Origin of the sequence: Thiocystis minor (assembly GCF_016653465.1) — a bacterium.
Lineage (GTDB): Bacteria > Pseudomonadota > Gammaproteobacteria > Chromatiales > Chromatiaceae > Chromatium > Chromatium minus.
The window spans coordinates 23457-43038 of sequence record NZ_NHSQ01000047.1 but is presented as its reverse complement, the minus strand read 5'-3'; the positions used below and the strand labels follow the sequence as shown (position 1 = coordinate 43038).

General features: G+C 62.9%; 14 protein-coding genes. 7 read left to right on the top strand and 7 right to left on the bottom strand.

The window, feature by feature from the left end:
* Window positions 1-72 precede the first annotated feature (72 nt).
* The 6 genes from rimI to CCR95_RS04715 all read left to right on the top strand — a co-directional run bounded on the left by rimI (window position 73) and on the right by CCR95_RS04715 (window position 6652).
* Window positions 73-564 carry a ribosomal protein S18-alanine N-acetyltransferase gene (gene rimI / locus CCR95_RS04740; protein ID WP_201092349.1) on the top strand — a complete coding sequence of 164 codons (492 nt, stop codon included), beginning with the start codon at window positions 73-75 and terminating at the stop codon, window positions 562-564.
* Between the two features lie 151 nt (window positions 565-715).
* Window positions 716-2296: a peptide chain release factor 3 gene (locus tag CCR95_RS04735; protein WP_201092322.1), complete on the top strand. Its 1581-nt coding sequence runs from the start codon at window positions 716-718 to the stop codon at window positions 2294-2296.
* A 167-nt stretch (window positions 2297-2463) separates the two neighbouring features.
* Window positions 2464-2709 carry a BolA family protein gene (locus CCR95_RS04730; protein WP_201092321.1) on the top strand — a complete coding sequence of 82 codons (246 nt, stop codon included), beginning with the start codon at window positions 2464-2466 and terminating at the stop codon, window positions 2707-2709.
* Between the two features lie 193 nt (window positions 2710-2902).
* On the top strand, window positions 2903-4144 hold the full coding sequence (locus CCR95_RS04725; RefSeq protein ID WP_201092318.1) for a cell surface protein: 1242 nt from the start codon (window positions 2903-2905) through the stop codon (window positions 4142-4144).
* The gene (locus CCR95_RS04720; protein WP_201092317.1) at window positions 4141-5070 is read left to right on the top strand and encodes a DUF6384 family protein; all 930 of its coding nucleotides are present in this window, start codon (window positions 4141-4143) and stop codon (window positions 5068-5070) included. The genes CCR95_RS04725 and CCR95_RS04720 overlap by 4 nt, the downstream gene beginning before the upstream one ends.
* A gap of 142 nt (window positions 5071-5212) precedes the next feature.
* Entirely contained in the window at window positions 5213-6652 is a 1440-nt protein-coding gene (locus CCR95_RS04715) for a coiled-coil domain-containing protein (protein WP_201092316.1), read from the top strand.
* A 68-nt stretch (window positions 6653-6720) separates the two neighbouring features.
* Here CCR95_RS04715 and CCR95_RS04710 read toward each other — a convergent pair whose 3' ends face one another.
* Together CCR95_RS04710 and CCR95_RS04705 are read right to left on the bottom strand one after the other, a co-directional pair.
* Window positions 6721-7806 carry an acyltransferase family protein gene (locus tag CCR95_RS04710; protein WP_201092315.1) on the bottom strand — a complete coding sequence of 362 codons (1086 nt, stop codon included), beginning with the start codon at window positions 7804-7806 and terminating at the stop codon, window positions 6721-6723.
* A gap of 278 nt (window positions 7807-8084) precedes the next feature.
* On the bottom strand, window positions 8085-8258 hold the full coding sequence (locus CCR95_RS04705) for a hypothetical protein (RefSeq protein WP_201092314.1): 174 nt from the start codon (window positions 8256-8258) through the stop codon (window positions 8085-8087).
* A 164-nt stretch (window positions 8259-8422) separates the two neighbouring features.
* Between CCR95_RS04705 and lysM the strand changes: the two genes are divergently transcribed.
* Complete coding sequence (lysM, locus tag CCR95_RS04700; RefSeq protein ID WP_201092313.1) at window positions 8423-8854, top strand: peptidoglycan-binding protein LysM; 432 nt, start codon at window positions 8423-8425, stop codon at window positions 8852-8854.
* A 277-nt stretch (window positions 8855-9131) separates the two neighbouring features.
* Here the strand turns inward: lysM and mfd are convergent, their stop codons facing one another.
* From mfd to CCR95_RS04675, 5 genes are all read right to left on the bottom strand, one after another.
* Window positions 9132-12614: a transcription-repair coupling factor gene (gene mfd, locus CCR95_RS04695; protein ID WP_201092311.1), complete on the bottom strand. Its 3483-nt coding sequence runs from the start codon at window positions 12612-12614 to the stop codon at window positions 9132-9134.
* Between the two features lie 173 nt (window positions 12615-12787).
* A complete protein-coding gene (locus tag CCR95_RS04690) occupies window positions 12788-13348 on the bottom strand; it encodes a hypothetical protein (protein ID WP_201092309.1) in 561 nt (186 codons plus the stop codon).
* Between the two features lie 243 nt (window positions 13349-13591).
* On the bottom strand, window positions 13592-14647 hold the full coding sequence (locus CCR95_RS04685; protein ID WP_201092307.1) for a sulfotransferase family 2 domain-containing protein: 1056 nt from the start codon (window positions 14645-14647) through the stop codon (window positions 13592-13594).
* Window positions 14648-14660: 13 nt separating this feature from the next.
* On the bottom strand, window positions 14661-17042 hold the full coding sequence (locus tag CCR95_RS04680) for a glycosyltransferase family 2 protein (RefSeq protein ID WP_201092302.1): 2382 nt from the start codon (window positions 17040-17042) through the stop codon (window positions 14661-14663).
* Window positions 17039-19582: a glycosyltransferase gene (locus CCR95_RS04675; RefSeq protein ID WP_201092300.1), complete on the bottom strand. Its 2544-nt coding sequence runs from the start codon at window positions 19580-19582 to the stop codon at window positions 17039-17041. The genes CCR95_RS04680 and CCR95_RS04675 overlap by 4 nt, the downstream gene beginning before the upstream one ends.

Sequence of the window (19582 nt, the reverse complement as noted above, 5' to 3'; positions counted from 1 at the left end):
TGGCATGATGCGGGTCATCATTTCGCGCGCGCGACCGCGGTGCCGATTTCGACCAGAGGGGTCAATCTCAAGATGTCGATGCTGGAGTGCCATCCTGGGTTTTCGCTCAGACCCATGCGCGGCGAGGATCTCGCCGCGGTCGGGGCCGTCGAGCGCGCGGCCTACGCGCACCCCTGGAGCGACGAGATTTTCCAGGACTGCCTGCGGGTCGGTTACTGCTGCTGGGTCGGCGAGATCGATCAGGACATCGTCGCGCACGGCATCATGTCGGTCGCCGTCGGCGAATGTCACATTTTCAACCTCTGCGTGCATCCGCGCTGTCAGCGCCAGGGCCTGGGGCGCGCCCTGTTGCGTCACCTGCTGTCGCTCGCGCTCAAGCGCAAGGCCGATACCGCCTTTCTGGAAGTGCGAGCTTCCAACGGCTGCGCGCGCGCGCTCTATGCTTCGGAGGGATTCTGCGAAATCGGCACCCGGCGGAATTATTATCCGGCGGGCAAGGGGCGCGAGGATGCCACGGTGCTAGCGCGCGAACTGAGAGGACTGGACGCGACGGGATGCGTTTAGACCATGTTCGGAATTGGCGATCACCGCCGGACAACGTCTTTCCGCACATCTCGACAGACGCGAGGCCGCTCTCCCGTTATCCCTGTCCGAGTCATTCCGCATCGGTATAATCCCTGGATTTCCCAGCGCAGGCCGTCTCCGACCAGTCCCCATGACCGAACTTCAAGAACAACTCGCTAAACGCCGTACCTTCGCGATCATCTCCCACCCCGACGCGGGCAAGACCACGCTGACCGAAAAGCTGCTGCTGTTCGGCGGCGCGATCCAGCTCGCCGGCACGGTCAAGGGGCGCAAGGCGGCGCGTCACGCGACCTCGGACTGGATGGCGCTGGAGAAGGAGCGCGGGATCTCGGTGACCTCTTCGGTCATGCAGTTTCCCTATGGCGAGGCCATCATCAACCTGCTCGACACGCCGGGACACGAGGATTTCTCCGAGGACACCTATCGCACCCTGACGGCGGTCGATTCGGCGCTGATGGTGATCGACATCGCCAAGGGCGTCGAGGATCGCACCATCAAGCTGATGGATGTCTGCCGGCTGCGCGACACGCCGATCCTGACCTTCGTCAACAAGCTCGACCGCGAGGGCCGCGACGCCATCGAGGTGCTGGACGAGATCGAGAATATCCTCAAGATCAAATGCGCGCCCGTCACCTGGCCGATCGGCATGGGCAAGCGCTTCAAGGGGGTTTTCGATCTGCGTTCCGGGCGCACCCATCTGTTTAGCGCCCAGCATGGCGGACGCATCACCCAGGGCGAGATTATCGAGGGAATCGACAATCCGCGCATGGACGCGGTACTCGGCGATCAGGCCCAGGAATTGCGCGACGAGATGGAACTGGTGCAGGGTGCCAGTCATCCGCTGAATCTCGCGGACTATATGGCGGGCAAGCAAACGCCGGTGTTTTTCGGCTCGGCCATCAACAATTTCGGCGTGCGCGAACTGCTGGATGCCTTTGTGGAATACGCCCCGCCGCCGCGTCCGCGTCAGACGCGTCAGCGTCTGGTCGACCCAGCCGAGGAGACCTTTAGCGGATTCGTGTTCAAGATCCAGGCGAACATGGACCCGGCCCATCGCGATCGGGTCGCCTTTCTGCGGGTCTGCTCGGGTAGCTATCAAAAGGGCATGAAGATGCGTCATGTGCGCATCGGCAAGACGGTTCAGGTCGCCAATGCCATCACTTTCCAGGCCGACGAGCGCCGTCAGGTGGAAGACGCCTGGCCCGGCGACATCATCGGTCTGCACAACCACGGCACCATCCAGATCGGCGATACCTTCACCGAGACCGAGGATCTGAAATACGAGGGCGTCCCTTATTTCGCGCCAGAATTGTTTCGCCGCGTCGTGCTCCGCGATCCGCTGCGCACCAAGGCGCTGCAGAAGGGCGTCGTGCAGCTCGCCGAGGAGGGCGCGACCCAGGTGTTCCGGCCGCTGAAGAATAACGATCTGATTCTCGGGGCGGTCGGAATTCTGCAATTCGACGTGGCGGCCTATCGGCTCAAGGACGAATATGGCGTCGATGCCTTCGTCGAACCGGTGAGCGTCAAGACCGCCCGTTGGGTGACCTGCACGGACGCCAAGATGCTGGAGCGCTTCAAGGAAAAGAACTATGAGAATCTGGCGCTTGACGGCGACGATCAACTCGTCTATCTGGCGCCGACACGGGTCAATCTGAGCCTGGCGGAAGAGCGTTGGCCAGAGGTGCGGTTTCTGGCGACGCGCGAGCTTTGAGATCCGGTTGATGCGGTCGTGGTCTTGAGTCAAGCGGTGATTTGATCACGATCGCGCGTCTTGGAATCCAAGGCAATGGCCCAAGGGTTCGGACGGATCGAGACACCCCAGTTCTGTTCAGAAGCAATTGATGAATCTGAAGAGCTTTTTAAAATCAGGAGTCTAGCTTGGAAACCGAAGCAGTCGCCCAACTTATCCGCGCGGGTATCCCGAATGCCGAGGTCCAGGTCTCCGGCGATGGCAGTCACTTCGAGGCGCTGATCGTCAGCGAGGTCTTCGAGGGACTGACGCCGATCAAGCGCCAGCGCCTGGTGATGGAGACCGTCAAGACCCAGATCGCCAGCGGCGAACTGCATGCCCTGTCGATCAAGACCCGGACGCCGGCGCAGCATGCTGGGCCGGGTGTTTGCTAAGGCGATTTCCGGGAAAGTCCGTACCAGAATCAACGCTTCAAATGGACAGGATTAACAGGATTGCGCAGGATGGACAGGATTTCGTAATAACGGTTCTTTGAATCCTGTCAATCTTGAAAATTCCTGTTCATCCTGTCCATTTTCCCGTTCAAGCCGCCTCAGACCAAGACTCAACCATTAGGGACGGAAAACCATGACGACGACCGACACCGCCACTGCCGCCGCCACTGCCAACGCGACCGCCATCGCCGCCGCGACCCCGATGCAGTATCTGGACAAGGCCATGAATGGCCTGCACGACCTGGGACTCCTGCCGACCGATGGGGATAAACAGGTCGAGCCGATCATCGCCCTGCTGAATCAAATCTCGGTGCTCGACGAAGGGCGCGTGACCGCCATCGCCCGCACCCTCAACGAGGCGTCGCTGTTCAACGACGTGGTCCGCCAGCAGGTGCAGGCCATGGAGATCGGCAGCCGCTACGAGGAGATCACCAACGCTTTCAATAGCATTCGTGACGATGCCAAGACGATGGTGGACCAGATCGAAGACGGCAAGCTGGACACCTTCGAGCGTCTCGGCAATGTCTGGATGAAGGTCTCGCGCGGGGACATCGCCGACCGCTTCGATAAGATCAAGGGCACCTATCTGGAGGTGACCGCGTCCACCAACGATCAGATCCAGCGGGAGCAGAAGATTCTGGAGGCGTATCAGGATTTCCGTGGGGCGCTGAAGCAGTCCGAGGTGCTGGCTCTGGAAGTGCTCAAGACCGCCCAGGGCAAGCTCGACGAAGCCAAGGCCGGAGTCGCGGCGGCCATGCGGGAAGTCGAGGCTAACACCTCACAGGAGCCCGCCGTGCGCGCCCGCTTCGAGATGGCCAGGGACGAGAAGGTCCGCGCGCTTCAGCAGGAAGAAAAGCGTTATCAGATCGCCAAGGATCTGTCGGACAACCTCACGATCTCCTACAACACCTCTGAGGTCGTCATGGCGCGTCTGCTGCAGACCACCAACGCCAAGGAACGGGTCTATGCGCAGGCCGTGAGCTTTTTCAGCACCAATGAAGTGGTCCTGACCGCGCTCACGGCTTCCTTTACGGGCATGTTCGGTCTGCACGAGGGCACGCAGACCGTCAATGCGATGAAGGAAGGGATGAGCCAGTCGCTGGAGGTGCTGGCGGACATCGGCGGCAAGGTGCAGGAGGCGGCGGTCGAGGCAGGCTATGGCCCCACGGTGCGCGCGGACTCGGTCAAGAAGCTGGTGGATTCGGTGGTCTCCTGGCAGGTGAGATCCCATGAGATCATCGAGGAGATGCGCAAGCAGAGTACCGCGAACGCCAACGAGATCCGCGATGCGGTGGAGGAGGGCAAGCGCAAGCTGGCCCGGCTCGCCGATCAGGGCAAGGGTCTGGAAATGCCTACGGCGCCTGCCCAATTATGAACGCGGCGGCCACTCTGACGCCGGGTTCTGCTCCGGTACCGGCAAGCAAACCGCCCCTGGACGACGTGATGCTTGCCATGGATGTGGTCGATACGCTGCGTCGACGCGAGCGGATCGTGCAAAAGGAGCTGGACGAGGTTGGCCGCGAGGAGGATCTGAAGGAGCGTCTGCATCGGATCTACGCTGCCCAGGGGATCGAGGTTCCGGACTCGGTCATCGAGCAGGGCGTCGCCGCGCTCAAGGAGGATCGCTTCACCTACCAGTCGCCGCCGGATTCATTCGCCATCAAGCTCGCTCGGATCTATGTCAACCGGGGTGTTTGGGGGACATGGCTGGGCGGTATTGTGGGAGTCGGCGCGCTGGCCGGCGCGCTCTATTACTTCGCGGTGCTGGCGCCCAATGCGGCCCTGCCGGACAGGCTGGAGGAGGTTTACGTGGAGGCCGTCACCCTGGCCAAGTCCGATCAGGCGCGGGAGACCCTGGAGCGTTCCTTCAGCGCGGGTCGGGCCGCGCTGCGCGGTGATGACAAGGCCGCCGTCCGGGAGGCCATCCGGCAGATCGAAGAGGCGCGCGACATTCTGGAGCAGGAATATCGGCTGCGCATTGTCAATCGGCCCGACGAGAGGACGGGTGTTTGGCGGATTCCGGACATCAATACCGGGGCGCGCAACTTCTATCTTCTGGTCGAGGCCGTCGATCCCGCCGGGCGGGTGCTGACGGTACCGATCGAGAACGAGGAGACCCGCAAGACCGAGCGGGTGCAACGCTGGGGTTTACGAGTCGACGAGCGGACCTTTCGGGCGGTCGCCGCGGATAAGCAGGATGATGGCATCATCGAGCGCGATGGTTTCGGCGAGAAGGCGCGGGGCGAGTTGGTGCCCCGTTATGAGATGAAGACGACTGGCGGGGCGATTACGCGGTGGTGAGTGGATTGCTTCGGCGTCTGGGGGGATTGCTGCCGAGAACATGTCGGCTGCCCCAGGGCCGACAACATGTCGGCGCTCCCAGCGGCGTCGCCCGTCGCGCGTTGTTAGGTGCCGTTACACGCGAATTCCGAGGGGGAGATGCATGATTTCCGGACGACAGACCCTGTCCAACATCGATCAGACGGTGACCGATGCGCGCGCCCGGATCGCCGCCATCGAGTCGCAGATCGAGGGCGTGAACCGCCGCCTGGCCGAGCTGCAACAGGCGCTGACCCAGGATTATAAAGATCTGGCCCAGGTGCGCGTCGGTATGATGACGGACCCGGAGACGCTGCGCCATCTGGATCAGGCGGAACGGCAGGCGCTGGCGCTCCTGTCCCAGCGCGAATCCGCCCTGCGCGAACTGGAGACCCAACTCCAGTCCGCCGATACGCTCCGGCAGACCCTGGAGCGCGAGCGCTCCGCCCAGGCCGCGCGCCTGGATGCCGCAGACGCGGCAGTGGATGCCGCCGCGGCCCGGACCCAGGCCCGCCTGGACGCGGATCCCGACTACCGAAGGCAGCGCGAGAAGGCTACGGAGGCCGAGCGACTGGCCATGCACGCCAGCGAAAAGGCGACCCGAAGCGAGGAGGAACGAGAACAAAAGGGCGCGGCCTTCCGGGGCGATCCGCTGTTCCTCTATCTCTGGGAGCGGAACCATGGCACGCCCGAGGACAAGTCATGGGGCCTGTTCCGAGCGTTGGATGGCTGGGTCGCGAAGCGGATCGGATTTGCGGATGCCCGCGCTAACTACAGCCGCTTGAACGAAATCCCGGAACGGTTGCGCGAGCATGCCAGAGGTCTCCAGGCCGGCGCCGAGAGCGAGTTTGCCGCGCTCAAGGCGCTCGACGAGGCCGCACGGGCGGAGGACGGCATCCCGGCCCTGGAACGGATCGTCGCCGACGAACAGGCGCGTCTCGACGCCATCGACGCGCGGATTGCCAAGGCCGAGTCGGACCAGCAGATTCTGATGGCGCGCAGGGCGCTCTTCGCCGCCGGCGAGGACGAGCACACCAAACAGGCGGTGAACTTCATGGCCGCCGAGTTCCAGCGGGAGGATCTGATGGAACTGCGGCGGGAGGCGCTCGCGACCCCCTATCCCGAGGACGATCTGATTGTCAGCCGGATGCTCCAGCGCGAAGACGAGCGCCGCCAGTTGGCGGCCAGCATCCAGGGACTCAAGGACGCCATCCTCCAGCAGCAGAAGCGGCTGACCGAACTCGAAGCCCTGCGGTCGGATTTCAAGCGCAGCCGCTACGATCGGACCGGTTCGACCTTTGGCGACGGGGACATGATCGCCATGCTGCTTGGCCAGTTCGTCAACGGTATGCTCGACCGCGATAACCTCTGGCGCATCCTGCGCGAGCAGCAGCGCTACCGGCCCCAACAGTCCGATCCCACCTTCGGCTCCGGCGGTTATGGCCGCGGTACCGTGTGGGGCGGCGGATCGGGCGGTCTGAGCGATATCGTCGGCAGCTTTGGACGGGGCAGCGGTGGCGGTCGTGGAGGTGGCGGCGGTTTCCGCACGGGCGGCGGATTTTAGGGCGCGTCATCGATTGTATTCGTATGGAATGATCGCCGCCCCGCGAATGAATTCGCCCCTAGATGCGCTCAACCCTGTACCGCCACCCCCCCTTTTTCCGGAGTTTCACGGCCTCCGTTCAGGATTGCGTAAACCCTGGGTATCAAGCGATTGAGCAGGATCGCGGCGAGTCCGATCAAGGCGAGCGTCAAGCCGATACTGGCGACATAGTTCAGCAGCAAGCCCGCTTCGCCGCTGGGCGGCGCCACAGACGCAAGCATTTTTTTCACATACATAATCAGCGGATAGTGTGCGCAAAAGATGAAAAACGCCATGCCGCTATAGCGGCGCAGCATCTCGCCCAGCCCCGTTAACGCAAGGCGGCCGGCAAGGCTCCAGAGCGCCATGACGCCGACTAAACGGAGCAGGGAGGACATCAGTTCAAGGGTGCGCTCGGACTCCGCCCCGATCAGCACGGGCGCCACAGTGCGCAGCGCGACAACCAGAAGAAATCCGGCAAACAGAGGGAGCGCCCAGCGGTCGAGGCGGGTCAGATCGAGACGATAGATCGCCATCATGGCGCCGATGTTGAAGAACATGAAAATGTCGAGCCTGATGAAGAGGCCAAACGTCTGTTCCGTCAGCCAGGACAGGGTGAGAAAGCCAGTCCAAAGCAAGGGGATGCGCGTGACCGCTAACCAGATGAGCGGCGCCAGTGCCATGGTCACGATCAGGTCGCGTAGAAACCAGAACTGAATCGCAAACGGCGTGTCGGTCAGCGCGAAGGCAGCGTCCAGCAAGGTCAACGCCGTCGCGCCCGCCTCACTCGAAAACAGCGCGGCAAACAGGCTGGGGCGGATCAGATGAGCCAGATAAGCCGCGGCCACATAGCCCCCGCTCCAGAGCACGAAGGGCAGAACGACCGATTTCAGTCGTTTGCGCCAGAGCCTGGAGAAATCGGGCCGGACCTCGGAATGCGCGGAGCGAAAGAACAGAAAACCCGAGATCGCGCTGAGCAGAGGGACGGCCGCGAAGGCAAAGAACAGCACGTAGGAAATGACGATTGCCGCAATCGGATTTTCCTGTCCCACATAACCCATGAAGGGTGAGATGTCAGAGCCGACGACAGATCCGTAGTGTAGAAAAACCAGCGCCAGGATCAACAGGATACGCAAGAAGTCGATCCGGGTACTGGTCGATGCGACAGACGCATGCGACAGACGTCGAGCATACGAAAATATCATGAGAAAGGCCCCAAGCGTTCGGCAAAAACAGCGTTCGGACTCCCCGCGTTGTGTTGAGCGACCCCCTTCTCGCGACGGCTAACGGCAATCGGCGGAATGCTGTTTTCGTGACCATGGAAAAACATGCGTCAACCGACGAAGCTCCAACGCCAGGAGGGTGACGCGAGGCTGAACCGATACCCGAACGATGCAGGCCATGCCGGACAGGGTTAGGACGAAGCTGGCCTGTACATGATAATTGACCATACCTTGATGATGTCGCGCAGCGGATCTTTCAAGGCATCTTTTAACCTATAAAGAACTGTCAGCTTCCAGCCTTCAGCGGCCAGCTTTTTTGAATCAGGTACTTGGCCATCGCGCCTCGCTTGCTGCGATTTCCCCATCGGTTTGTCCAAATCTGTCTGACCCAGACGTGATTCCGGTGACGACCAGCCGCAACCGCGCAAACTTGGAATTGCTGTTTTGCCTGACGCAAGCTTGCCGCGGTTTTATGCTAGCTTTGTCATGGCCAATTCAATCAGCACATTAATTGTCAGCGGAGGCCATCATGGGACTGTTCGACTTTTTGAAAGGTAATGGCAAGAAGGTTTTCGGCAACGATGCCGAGGCGAGCGACAAAATCAAGGAAGAAATCGAACGCGACAACCCCGGCGTCAAGGATCTGTCCGTCACCTTCGACAATGGTGTCGTGGCGCTCTCCGGCACGGCAGACACTCCGGACGCCATGGAGAAAGCGGTGCTTATGGCCGGCAACATCCAGGGAGTGGAGCAAGTCAAGGCGGACCGGTTGAATGCCCCCCCGCAGGCGGCCGAAATCGAATTCTATGTCATCGCGAAAGGCGATTCGTTATCGGCCATCGCAAAGAAATTCTATGGCGACGGCAACGCCTATCCGCGCATCTTTGAAGCGAATCGAGAAGTCATCAAGGATCCCGACCTCATCTACCCCGGCCAGAAAATCAGGATCCCAAAATCCTGAACTGCAGGCGCTAGACGTCTTCCAGAGAACCCGGAACCGGCTGACTCGCGACACCGCGGAGCGGTGTCGCGAGATCCAAGCTTCAGGCTCCGTCTCGCCGAGTCCTGGGAAGCCGAACACGAATACGGCATTCGTCTCATGACGTGGGGCCAATGACCCGACCATGCCGCGGCAATCGTCGCGGCCGTTTCGCACCAAGAGTCTCTGGACATGCCATGATCCGATCTGACCGCCAAGGTGAAGCAAGGGGGTGTTTTCACCGAGGTGAAGTCTAAGGTTACCCCGCCAACTGCTCCACCACCGCGCCGACCGCCAGCAACCGCTGTCGCGGCTCGGCCATGTCCCGAAAGAACTTGAGCCTGTCGCCGCCGTCGAGCTTGAACTCCTTGGGTCGGGTCTGAATCAGCCGGATCAGGTTGGCGGGGTCGATCTGGGGCGCGTCGTTGAAGAGGATGCGCCCGCTCGCCGGTCCGGCCTCGATCTTGCGGATCCCGAGCGGCTGCACTCGGAGCTTGAGTTCGGTGATCTCCAGCAGGTTCTTGGCCGGTTCGGGAAGCAGGCCGAAGCGGTCGATCATCTCGACCTGAAGTTCGCGCAGTTCGTCGCCGTCACGGGCGCTGGCGATGCGTTTGTACATCACCAGTCGGGCGTGGACATCGGGCAGATAATCGCTCGGCAGCAGGGCGGGGAGTCCCAGGTCGATCTCGGCGCCATGGTCGAGCGGACGGTCGAGTTCGGGCGTGCGACCGGCCTTGAGCGCCGCGACGGCGCGTTCCAGCAGATCCATATAGAGCGTGAAACCGATCTCGGTAATCTGACCCGATTGCTCGTCGCCCAGCAATTCGCCCGCGCCGCGAATCTCCAGATCATGAGTCGCGAGCGTGAAACCGGCGCCCAGGTCTTCCATCGACTCGATCGCCTCCAGACGCTTTTTGGCGTCCGCCGTCATGGCCTTGGCGGGCGGGGTGATGAGATAGGCATAGGCGCGATGGTGCGAACGCCCGACCCGTCCGCGGAGCTGGTGCAGTTGCGCTAGTCCCAGCTTGTCGGCGCGGTTGATGACGATGGTGTTGGCGCTCGGCACGTCGATGCCGCTTTCGATGATGGTGGTGCAGACCAGCAGGTTGAAGCGCTGATGGTAGAAGTCGCGCATGACCCGCTCCAGATCGCGTTCGCGTAACTGGCCGTGAGCGACCTGGATGCGCGCCTCCGGGATCAGCGCCGTAAGCTTCTGGGCCTGATTCTCGATGGTCTCGACCTCGTTGTGGAGGAAATAGACCTGCCCGCCGCGTTTCAGCTCGCGCAGCACCGCCTCCTGGATCAGCCCGTCGTTCCAGGGACTGACGAAGGTTTTGATCGGGTGACGCTCGACCGGCGGGGTGGCGATGATCGAGAGATCGCGCATCCCGGACATGGCCATGTTCAACGTGCGCGGAATCGGGGTGGCGGTGAGCGTGAGGATGTCCACCTCGCTGCGCAGATTCTTCAACTGCTCCTTGTGACGCACCCCGAAACGGTGCTCCTCATCGATGATCGCCAGCCCCAGATTTTTAAACTTGATGCTCGGCTGAAGGAGTTTGTGGGTGCCGACCACAATGTCGAGCGTGCCGTTTTCCAGTCCTTCCAGGATCTTTTTTTGTTCCTTGGCGGTGCGAAAGCGCGACAGGCTCTCGACCTTGACCGGCCAGTCGGCGAAGCGGTCGGAGAAATTCTCGAAATGCTGCTGGGCGAGCAGGGTGGTGGGCACCAGCACCACCACCTGACGCCCGCCATGGACCGCCATGAAGGCGGCGCGCATGGCGACCTCGGTCTTGCCGAAACCGACATCGCCGCAGACCACCCGGTCCATCGGCTTGGGGTCGGCCATGTCGGCCAGCACGCTCTCGATGGCGCGCATCTGGTCCGGGGTTTCCTCGAAGGCGAAGGCGGCGGCGAAGGCGGCGTACTCGTCGCCGCCGTCCGGGAAGGCGACGCCCTCGCGCGCGGCGCGGCGGGCATAGATGTCCAGCAATTCGGCGGCCACGTCGTGCGCCTTTTGCGCCGCCTTGCGCTTGATCCGATCCCACTGATCGCCGCCCAGGCGATGCAGCGGGGCGTGCTCGGGCGAGGCGCCGGTGTAGCGCGAGATCAGGTGCAGCGAGCTGACCGGGACATAGAGCTTGTCGCCGTGGGCGTATTCCAGCGTTAGGAACTCGGTGGTCAGGCCGCCGACCTCCAGCGTTTGCAGGCCCAGATAACGCCCGACGCCATGCTGCTCATGGACCACCGGCGCGCCCTCGGTCAGCTCGGTGAGGTTTCGCACAATGGCGTCGCTGTCGCGCTCGCTGGCACGGCGGCGGCGTTCCTGACGTACCCGCTCGCCATAGAGCTGGGTTTCCGTGACCAGCGCGAGGCCGGCCTGTTCCAGCAGCAGACCCTGTTCCAGCGGTGCGACCGTTAATCCGATCCCTTGATCGCTGTCGAGGAATGCCTTCCAGCCGGCGACCTGTCTGGCGCGGATGTCGAAGCCGTGGAGGTGTTCGGCCAGCATCTCGCGTCGCCCGGTGCTCTCGGCGACGAACAGCACCCGTCGCTCCGGCGTGGCGAGAAACTCCTTGAGCGCCTGCGCCGGTTGGGTGGCGCGGGCCTGGATGGCGAGCGGGGGCAGGGTGGCGGTGGCGAAGTTGCAGGCAGCGGCGTAACCCTTGCGTCGGTCTGGAATCTCTGGCGACTGGTAGAGCGCACCGGACAGCCGGTTGAGCGCGCCCGCGAGTTCGTCGGGCATCAGATAGAGTCGGTTGGGCGGCAGCAGCGGGCGTTCGCGATCATGGCGGCGTTGCTCGTACCGCTGACCGACCGCCGCGAAGAAGCTCGCCGCCGTCTCGCGGCAGGTCTCCGGTTCCAGGGCCAGTACCCGTTCGGGCAGATAGTCGAACAGGGTTGCGGTCCGCTCGAAAAAAAGCGGTAGATAGGATTCCAGTCCGCCGGGGGTGTGCCCCTCCGAGACCTCGCGATAGATCAGACTGTTCTGCGGATCGCCCTCGATGCTGGCGCGATAGCGTTGACGGAAACCGGCGATGGCCTCTTCCGTGAGCGGAAACTCACGGGCAGGCAGGAGCCGGATACGCTCCAGCTTCTCCTTCGAGCGCTGGCTTTCGGGGTCGAAGATGCGGATGCTCTCCACTTCCTCGTCAAAGAGGTCGATGCGCAGCGGCACCTCGCTGCCCATGGGGAAAACATCCAGCAGCGCGCCGCGCACCGCGTACTCGCCGTGTCCGATCACCTGGGAGACGCAGGAATAGCCGGCCCGTTCCAGGCGTCGGCGCGTCGTGTTCAGATCCAGCCGGTCGCCGACCGCGAGCACCAGCGACTGACCGTCCACATAGTCGCGCGGCGGCAGACGCTGCATCAGCGTCCCGACCGGCACCACCAGCACCCCCGCGCGCAAATCGGGTAGGCGATGCAGTGTCAGCAGGCGTTCGGAGACCAGTTCGGGCAGGGGCGAGAAGACATCGTAGGGCAGGGTCTCCCAATCCGGAAAGCCGAGCACCGGGCGGTCGCTCCCGGCGAGGAAAAAGCCGAGTTCCGCGCGCAGGCGGGCGGCAGCCTGGACATCCTCGGTCAGGGTCAGGATCAACCCCGAGAACTGACGCGCGGCATTGGCGATCGCCAGCGCCGCGCCGGCACCATAGAGTCGGCCCCAGAGCAGACGCTCGCCGGGACGTTCCGGCAGCGGCGGGGCGAGCGGAGAGAAGCGGGTGGACGGAACCTCCTGATGCATGGACGGTAAAACCTCGGAATCGACGGCTGGGCGGCGATTTTCGCATAGATGGGGCCAGCTCGCTGCTTTGGGGCGAGATGAGCCGGTACAAGGGGGGTGGCGCCATCGCTGCCGAATTTACGCGACCTCTCGGGATCGAGGGTCGAGGAGTCAAAAGAGGACGAGTGACGCAATCAATGATCCGTGTCGCGGTCGCGTTTAACCGGCGGCGCGATGCAGCGGGCGGGACTGTTACGGAGTTCAGGTCCGTCTGGGTCAGCGAACGCGTGTACAATATCGCCGGGCGCGAGGGCTTGATCGGGCGGCAGTTGAACCTTGAAACCGCAGTTGCCAGTCGCGTGAAGACCGCGTTCCAGTATATCGGGGCGGGGCTGGTCCGCCAACACGCGGAGCACCCGGTCACCGTTAATCCGCAGGAGAACCTTCAAGGGTTGCTCCAGGCCCGGTTGACTGATCCAGCCCGAGATGCGCCGGGGCGTTACCCGATCGAGATGTCCGCGGGCTTTGGGCGGGGCTGAAGACGCTTCAGCCGCGGGTGCCGGTGCCGCGCTGGGCAGGATGGCTTCCAGCCCCTGCATGGCGGCGGCGATCCGCAGGGCGAGAAAGACGGCCTGAGGAGAGGACGTTTCGGCAAACCAGCGCTCGGCCTCCGCTAGGGTTTCGGGTAAGGCCAGGGCGGCAATCGAGAGCTCCAACTGATTCGTTTGCTGGTTCAGCGCTCGCAGATCCCGCAACCATGAATCCAGGGACGCGATTTCCTGTGGGGTGCAGCTTTCGCGTAGGTCCGACGGTACCAAATAACCACGCGCATTGACTCGCTTGATGTCTTCAATTAATTGGAACTGCCTGATGGTCCCTAGCAATTCGAATTTGTTCCGCTCCTTGTCTTCGTCTCCGTTCGAACGGCTGACCTGGATGCCGTCATCGGCTAATCTGAAAACCAGCATGTCAAACCTCGCGATGCCGGAAAGCGTGAATTATTGACGCGACGGATAGCCATAAATATCCCTTTCGGTTTGAACCAGCGCATCGAGCCGCTCGCAAACCAGGGTGCTGAAGAAACTGGTTCTTTCGAGCCCGGTTCCGGACTGAAGGAGTGTGGCCAGCTCGCCGATTCCCAGTGTCTCGGCCCCTTGGCGCTCGATTTTTCGAGCGAGCCTGGTATTGTGCGATGCATTGCGTATCCCCCTATCCTGTTGGAGAAACCCGTCCACGGCTTCTAGGAGCGCGGGCCGAACGTCGGCATAAAAGGCGCGAATATCGGTTTCGAGCGATTCGACCCGTGCGATTCGTACCCCTGGCCGATAGATAGGCTGTGGCCAGAAATGTTCGTCTCCAGGGTACGGACATTCGGTCAGGTAGGCCAGGAAGTCCAGAAAGGTCAGCTCGGGGTAACGCGCCTCGTCCGCTCCAAATCGCCAACGCAGGATGGGGCGGGCGCGGCTAATTTTAGGGTTGTAGGCCCAGGAGGCCACCTTGTCCAGAAAACTGGAAAGCAGTCGCTCGGCCGGGTCACGGACCAGGGCCAGGGCCGCCGAGGGAAAGGCGCTGGAATCCAGGGGAAAGGCTGGCGGCAGATTGTGCGGATCGAGCGGCAGTCGCGCTTCTTCCTGGTGCAGGAATGCGAACAGGCTGCGGAGCCAGGTACAGGCCGATTTGGCGCTGTAGTAGATCAGATAGTCATGGCGAGGCGAATAGAGCGCCTGCGTCGTTTCCTGCGCATTGACGATGCGCGGGCTGCCCTTCAGCGGCTCGCCGGTTTCGACGATACGTCCCTGGACGGTGTCGCCGGGATCAAGGCCCTGGCGCAAATGACAGGCGAATCGGTGCGGTCCGATGCGTCCAGCGGTCGGCAGATTGGCGCGCAGGCACACGCGCAGACCACCCGAGGCGTTTTCAAGTTCCACGCTCAACTTGCGGCCCGGTCGGGATGGATCGCGCGCCCAGCCGCAGAGTACGTGGCGCGTGGCGGGATTCAGAAAACTGCCCGGAAGTGGCGGAATGACTGGTGGCGGAAGGACCGGTTTCGTCATGCGATGTTTGATATCAGCGTGGATCCCGAGGGCGTGGCGGCAGGGCCAATCCCTCGAAGGGCGGCTGGCGCGCGTAGAGCGACAGAGCCGGATGATAATACGGATCCGCCGCCAGTTGGTCCGTCCAACGCCTTTGTAATGCGGCGATTTCCCGGCGGGCGCGAACCTGTTTTTCCGGCATTGCGTGATCCAACCCCCGGCTTTTGGATTCCAGATGGAACAATGGCGCGAAGGGAGTCCAGACGATGCGCCGGCCGGTTTCCCGCACCCTCAAACAGTAGTCCACGTCGTTAAAGGCCACCGGATACTGGTCTGGATTGAGACCGCCCAGGTCGCGATAGAGTTGACGGTCGGTCAGCAGGCAGGCGGCGGTGACGGCCGAGGCGCAGCGGGCCAGTTGATTCAGATGGCGATAACCGGGATCCGTCTCCATCCAGAGGTTGCCGATGTGTCCCGCCACGCCGCCCACACCAAGCACGATTCCGGCATGCTGCACCATGCGGTTGGCCCAGAGCAACTTGGCGCCGACCGCGCCAACCCCCGGCTGGAGCAGTTTGCTCACCATGTCGCGCAGCCAGTGACCGGATGTCTCGGGAACCAGGGTGTCGTTGTTCAGCAGGCACAGCAGTTCGCCGTCGCATTGCCGCGAGGCATCGTTGTTGATGCGCGAATAATTGAAGGGGCCGGGGCAGGGGAGTACGCGGCAGCGGGGTTCTTCGGCCAGCTCCGCCAGCCAGTCCAGGGTTTCGGGCTCCCGTGACTCGTTGTCCAGGATCAGGATCTCGACATTCGGATAATCCGTGTAGGCGAGCAGGCTGCCCACGCAAGGTTTGATCAAATCCAGGCGATCGCGCGTGGGGATGAGAATACTCACCCGGGGCGCACGCAGGAGAGGCCAGCGTACTTGCCGTAAAGCGGGTGCTCCGCTCGGATGGGGTAAAACCTCGGGCGGGTTTTCTGGAAAATGTTGACCCAGTAATGCCTGAAGACGCGCGCGCCGGCGCTCTCCCATTTTGACGCCGAAGGCCGCCCGATAGCGGCGATGGTAGAGCACGCGGGGCAGATGCCAAGGCCGGGCTTGAGGCGATCGGTTAAGTAGCGTGATGACCGCCAGATAGGGGAGGTCGGTTAGCCAGGACAATTCGACGCCCTTGAGCAGACCCGCGCGGACGACAAACAGATGATGGAGATAGTCCATCCCCTGGAAGAGTTCGAAATCCCAGGCCGGTTTGAACCAAGGGTTGCTACGTTCGCCGAGGGCATCGTCCTCGTCGCAATCGGTGTAAAGGGCGTCGATGGGATGTTCGTGGAATGTCCGCGCGACCCAGGCCAGCGCCTGCGATGGCAGATGGTCTCCAGCTTCGATAAAGGTCAGCAGCGCGTCGTCGGCGAGCCGATCCGGCTCCACCGTCACTGCGGTGTCTGGTTGTCCCTGGATTCTTGGGTCGTCGGGAAGCGTTGCGTCGTCGGGCAGGCCGATGACCAGGACGCGCCAGTTCTGATGCGTTTGGGAAAGGAGGCTGGCCAGCGTTCGCGCGAGTCCTTGACCGTGTCGTATCAGCACGCGGATCAGTCCGCCGGTCAGTCGGCGAGGATGCTCCGGAGCCTCAAAAGCGTTGAACCAGGCTTGGTAATCGGCGATGGCCACCCCTTGAGGGTGACGGATTTCGACCTCCTGGAGCAGCCGATCCAGCACAGCAATCTCGCCTGCGAGTGCAGGTGGCGGCGTGCCAGAATCCAGCCGCTCCAGCAGATCCCGCAGTAAGCGCCGGGGCCCGCGCCGATGGATAAGAATGCGCGCTGGACTCCCTGGCAGCGCACGTCCATTGGCGAAGAGGTGAACCTTGCGCTCCACGCCGTCGGCGAGGTCGAGCGGCAGCGCGATGGTGAAGCGCTGCTGTTTGTCGGTCGTGGCGCGGCACAGTTCCCGTTGATCGCAAGAGCAGATCAGGGTCGCGCTTTGGCCCGGTTGAGCAGGGTCGTTGACCCATCCGTGCAGATGTAATCCGCCGTCGCCGATCACCAATTGCCCATCCAGGGGGATCGTTTCGGGCAAGGCGTTCTTGTCGATGTCGACCGGCTCGCCGAGTTCGTAAGTGCCGGGCAAGCTCCGCAGGGTATTGGCGAGCCGTGCGCTGAGACGGCCCGACTCGGTCCAGACCGCCTCGGGCAGGGCGAAACAGAAGGCATGGCAGCCATCGCCGATCCCTGCCTCGGCCAACCTGGACCGATAGAGTCGCGCCTCGACGACCGCAAGGGTGATGTCCTCAAGGAGGATCTCCACCCACCAGCGGCGCTGGGGCGCTCCGGAGTGCCAGACCCAGCCATGGAGCAGATTGCCGTACGGCGGATGCAATGCGCCCTGCAAGCCAGGGAGCGAGGGCGCCGTACTCATGATCCATCCTCTTCGTCTTGTGCGAGAAGCGTCAAAATCGCGTTCAGAAACGCCTCGGGGGTGGATCCTTTGGGAACACCATGTGTTTTAGGCTCGGTGAGGTAGGCGACGCCATCGCCGACCTGCAAACCCACGTAGGGAAGACCGAGACGGCGGCTGATCAGAAAGGCGCTGGGATCCGGTCCCGGCGGCTCTCGCAGATTCAGGACGCCACGGCAGCCGATCCATGTCAACTGCTCCAGCAGGCTTTCGACGGATGGGTTGCGCAACCATTCGCAGCGGCCAGTGGAAAGCAGGGCAGGGGGGTCGATGAGCTCGCCAAGCGCTAACCAACGAACTCGCGACTGATTGATCCGGACGAGCGCGAGCAGGCGCCGATGGTCTGCGGCGGCGAAACCCTGGCACGGCACAACAATCCAGGCTGGGTCGGAAGACGTCGCGCCTCCCCAGCGTAGGTCGGCGGTATGATCGAGCGGGATCGGCGGAGATCGAATCCAGCCCCGCTTCGTCCATCTGGCCATGCGATAACGGTTGTGTCCGCGCGGGACATGGTTGGCGGGCAGGCGAGCCAAGGAGGCGGAGTTTCTTGCAAGCGAGTCGTCCAGGCAAATCAGGTCGAAGGTATCGGGCGCACTGGCGAGCAGATCGAACACTACCGGGGGAAACTCTCGGTCATGAAAGACCGTTATGGTTCCGTCGATTCGCAATGCCTGGAATGCGCGGGCAAGATTGGCCTGTTGCAAGGGCAGTCGATAACGGAGATTGCAGGGGGGGCAGTCCAGGGTTCCCTCAAGCCGCACGACCAGGCCGTCCTCATCCTTTAGGCAGCGCAGTTGCAGATCCCTCGCGCCAGACTGATGGCGTCGTTGCAGGGTGTCAAAGACATAAAAGCGTTGCGCCGCCGCGGCCGAGAACAGGAAGAGTCCATCCCATTGGTTCGATTCCGTCAGCCAGCGTCGCTCCAGACGAGCGCGCGCGGCCGATAGCGGATCGCTGCGCAGGAAATCGCCAATTTCGGCGCGTCCTTGCGGATAACGCTGCTGAATGATCATGTCATTGTTCTTGGCCAGACGGGTCTTGTCCGCCTGGAAGGAAACGCCGCCCTGATGTGCCACGTAAACATCGGTGGCGCAAAGATGGCGCCATCCGGCGGCATTCAGCCGCAGGCAATAGTCGACCTCCTCGGCATAACCCAACCGGTAGGCACGATCGTCGAGCGGCCCGGCGGCGGCCAGCGCCTCGGCCTTGAGGTACAGACAGAAGCCGACGCCGGTCGGCACGGACGGATAGTGTCCGGAATTGACTATCCCCGCCAGCCGATGCAGATGGGCCGTGCCTTGCGCGTCGGGCATCGGGTTGTCCGCCATCACCCGCGGATGGCTGAAGAGCTGGGCGTTATTGGACAGCGGCGTGACCGTTGCGACATCCGCGGCACAATGGGCCGCGGCATGCAGACGGTCCAGCCAGTCGCCCGCCACCAGGGTGTCGGAATTGAGCCAGACCATGTTCCGGCAGCGGCAGACCGCCAGAGCCAGATTGATGGCGCCGATGAAGCCAAGGTTCCGGGGCGTTTCCAGGTAAACGCAATGAGCATCCTGGGCCAGCGAGCGCAGCCAGGTTTTCATGCCGGGCTCGGGCGAGCAATCGTTGATCAGGACTAGGCGGAAATGCTGTCGATTGCAGCGTCGACTAGCCAGAACCGAATCGAGGCAGCGGGTTGCGGACGCGCGATCCCGGTAGACGGGAACCACCAGATCGATCCCGCGTCCCGGACGTAGGGCGGGATCGCCTGGCGACCGTGCAATCCAGGAGGGCGGAGGGGCACCGAGAAGAAGCGGCGCGCCCGCCAGGCGAGCGCCAGTGTCGGTCAGCGCATCGATGACGATTCCACCCTCGCATACCGCGGCTGGCAGATCGAACTGGAAGCTCCTCCCAACTGGAAACCTCCCTGCGGGGGTCAGGCGTGGTCCCGTTTGGCCATTGAGATAGACCAGAATTTCGAGGCGACGAGTCGGGTATACTTGATCGAGCGCCCAGCCCTTGAGACGGCGTTCCTCCAGCCAGACGGCACCGATCGTTCCATGCTGCTCGTTCAGCGCCCGGACGCTGCGATGCAGGGCAGGGCGCTGATGGGCTCGCAGATGGGGCAATTGGGCGCGACAGAGCCCCTGGGCGCTGGGCAAGGCGAGGTCGCCGAGCCGCTGGGTCAGCTCCAGCGCCTGCTCCAATGGGCCGGGTTGGCGCGGATCGGCGGCGACCAACTTGAGCCACTGTTCCAGCGCTGCCTCGGGAAGACCCGCCCGATCCAGGACTTGGGACAGGGCGTGGATCAGCTCGGACTGCTCGGGAAGGGTTTGGGCGGCGCAGAGAAAACGCGCAATGGCCAGGCTGAAGTCGCCGGTCCGCAGTGCGTTGACGGCTCGTAAAACAGCCAACTCCGCGTCTGGCGCGAAAGCCCCGGTCGCTAGATCGAGCCAGTGCTTCGCGCGGGCCGGATGCACGCGGGTTTCATGACTGAGCAGGCTCAGGGAGTGGGACAT

Bases quoted from the DNA above. Each gene is read 5' to 3' on its own strand.
- CCR95_RS04685 (WP_201092307.1), bottom strand. From the start codon at position 14,647: ATGACGAAACCGGTCCTTCCGCCACCAGTCATTCCGCCACTTCCGGGC.
- rimI (WP_201092349.1), top strand. From the start codon at position 73: ATGTCGATGCTGGAGTGCCATCCTGGGTTTTCGCTCAGACCCATGCGC.
- lysM (WP_201092313.1), top strand. From the start codon at position 8,423: ATGGGACTGTTCGACTTTTTGAAAGGTAATGGCAAGAAGGTTTTCGGC.
- CCR95_RS04675 (WP_201092300.1), bottom strand. From the start codon at position 19,582: ATGTCCCACTCCCTGAGCCTGCTCAGTCATGAAACCCGCGTGCATCCG.
- mfd (WP_201092311.1), bottom strand. From the start codon at position 12,614: ATGCATCAGGAGGTTCCGTCCACCCGCTTCTCTCCGCTCGCCCCGCCG.
- CCR95_RS04720 (WP_201092317.1), top strand. From the start codon at position 4,141: ATGAACGCGGCGGCCACTCTGACGCCGGGTTCTGCTCCGGTACCGGCA.
- CCR95_RS04680 (WP_201092302.1), bottom strand. From the start codon at position 17,042: ATGAGTACGGCGCCCTCGCTCCCTGGCTTGCAGGGCGCATTGCATCCG.
- CCR95_RS04735 (WP_201092322.1), top strand. From the start codon at position 716: ATGACCGAACTTCAAGAACAACTCGCTAAACGCCGTACCTTCGCGATC.
- CCR95_RS04715 (WP_201092316.1), top strand. From the start codon at position 5,213: ATGATTTCCGGACGACAGACCCTGTCCAACATCGATCAGACGGTGACC.
- CCR95_RS04705 (WP_201092314.1), bottom strand. From the start codon at position 8,258: ATGGGGAAATCGCAGCAAGCGAGGCGCGATGGCCAAGTACCTGATTCA.
- CCR95_RS04725 (WP_201092318.1), top strand. From the start codon at position 2,903: ATGACGACGACCGACACCGCCACTGCCGCCGCCACTGCCAACGCGACC.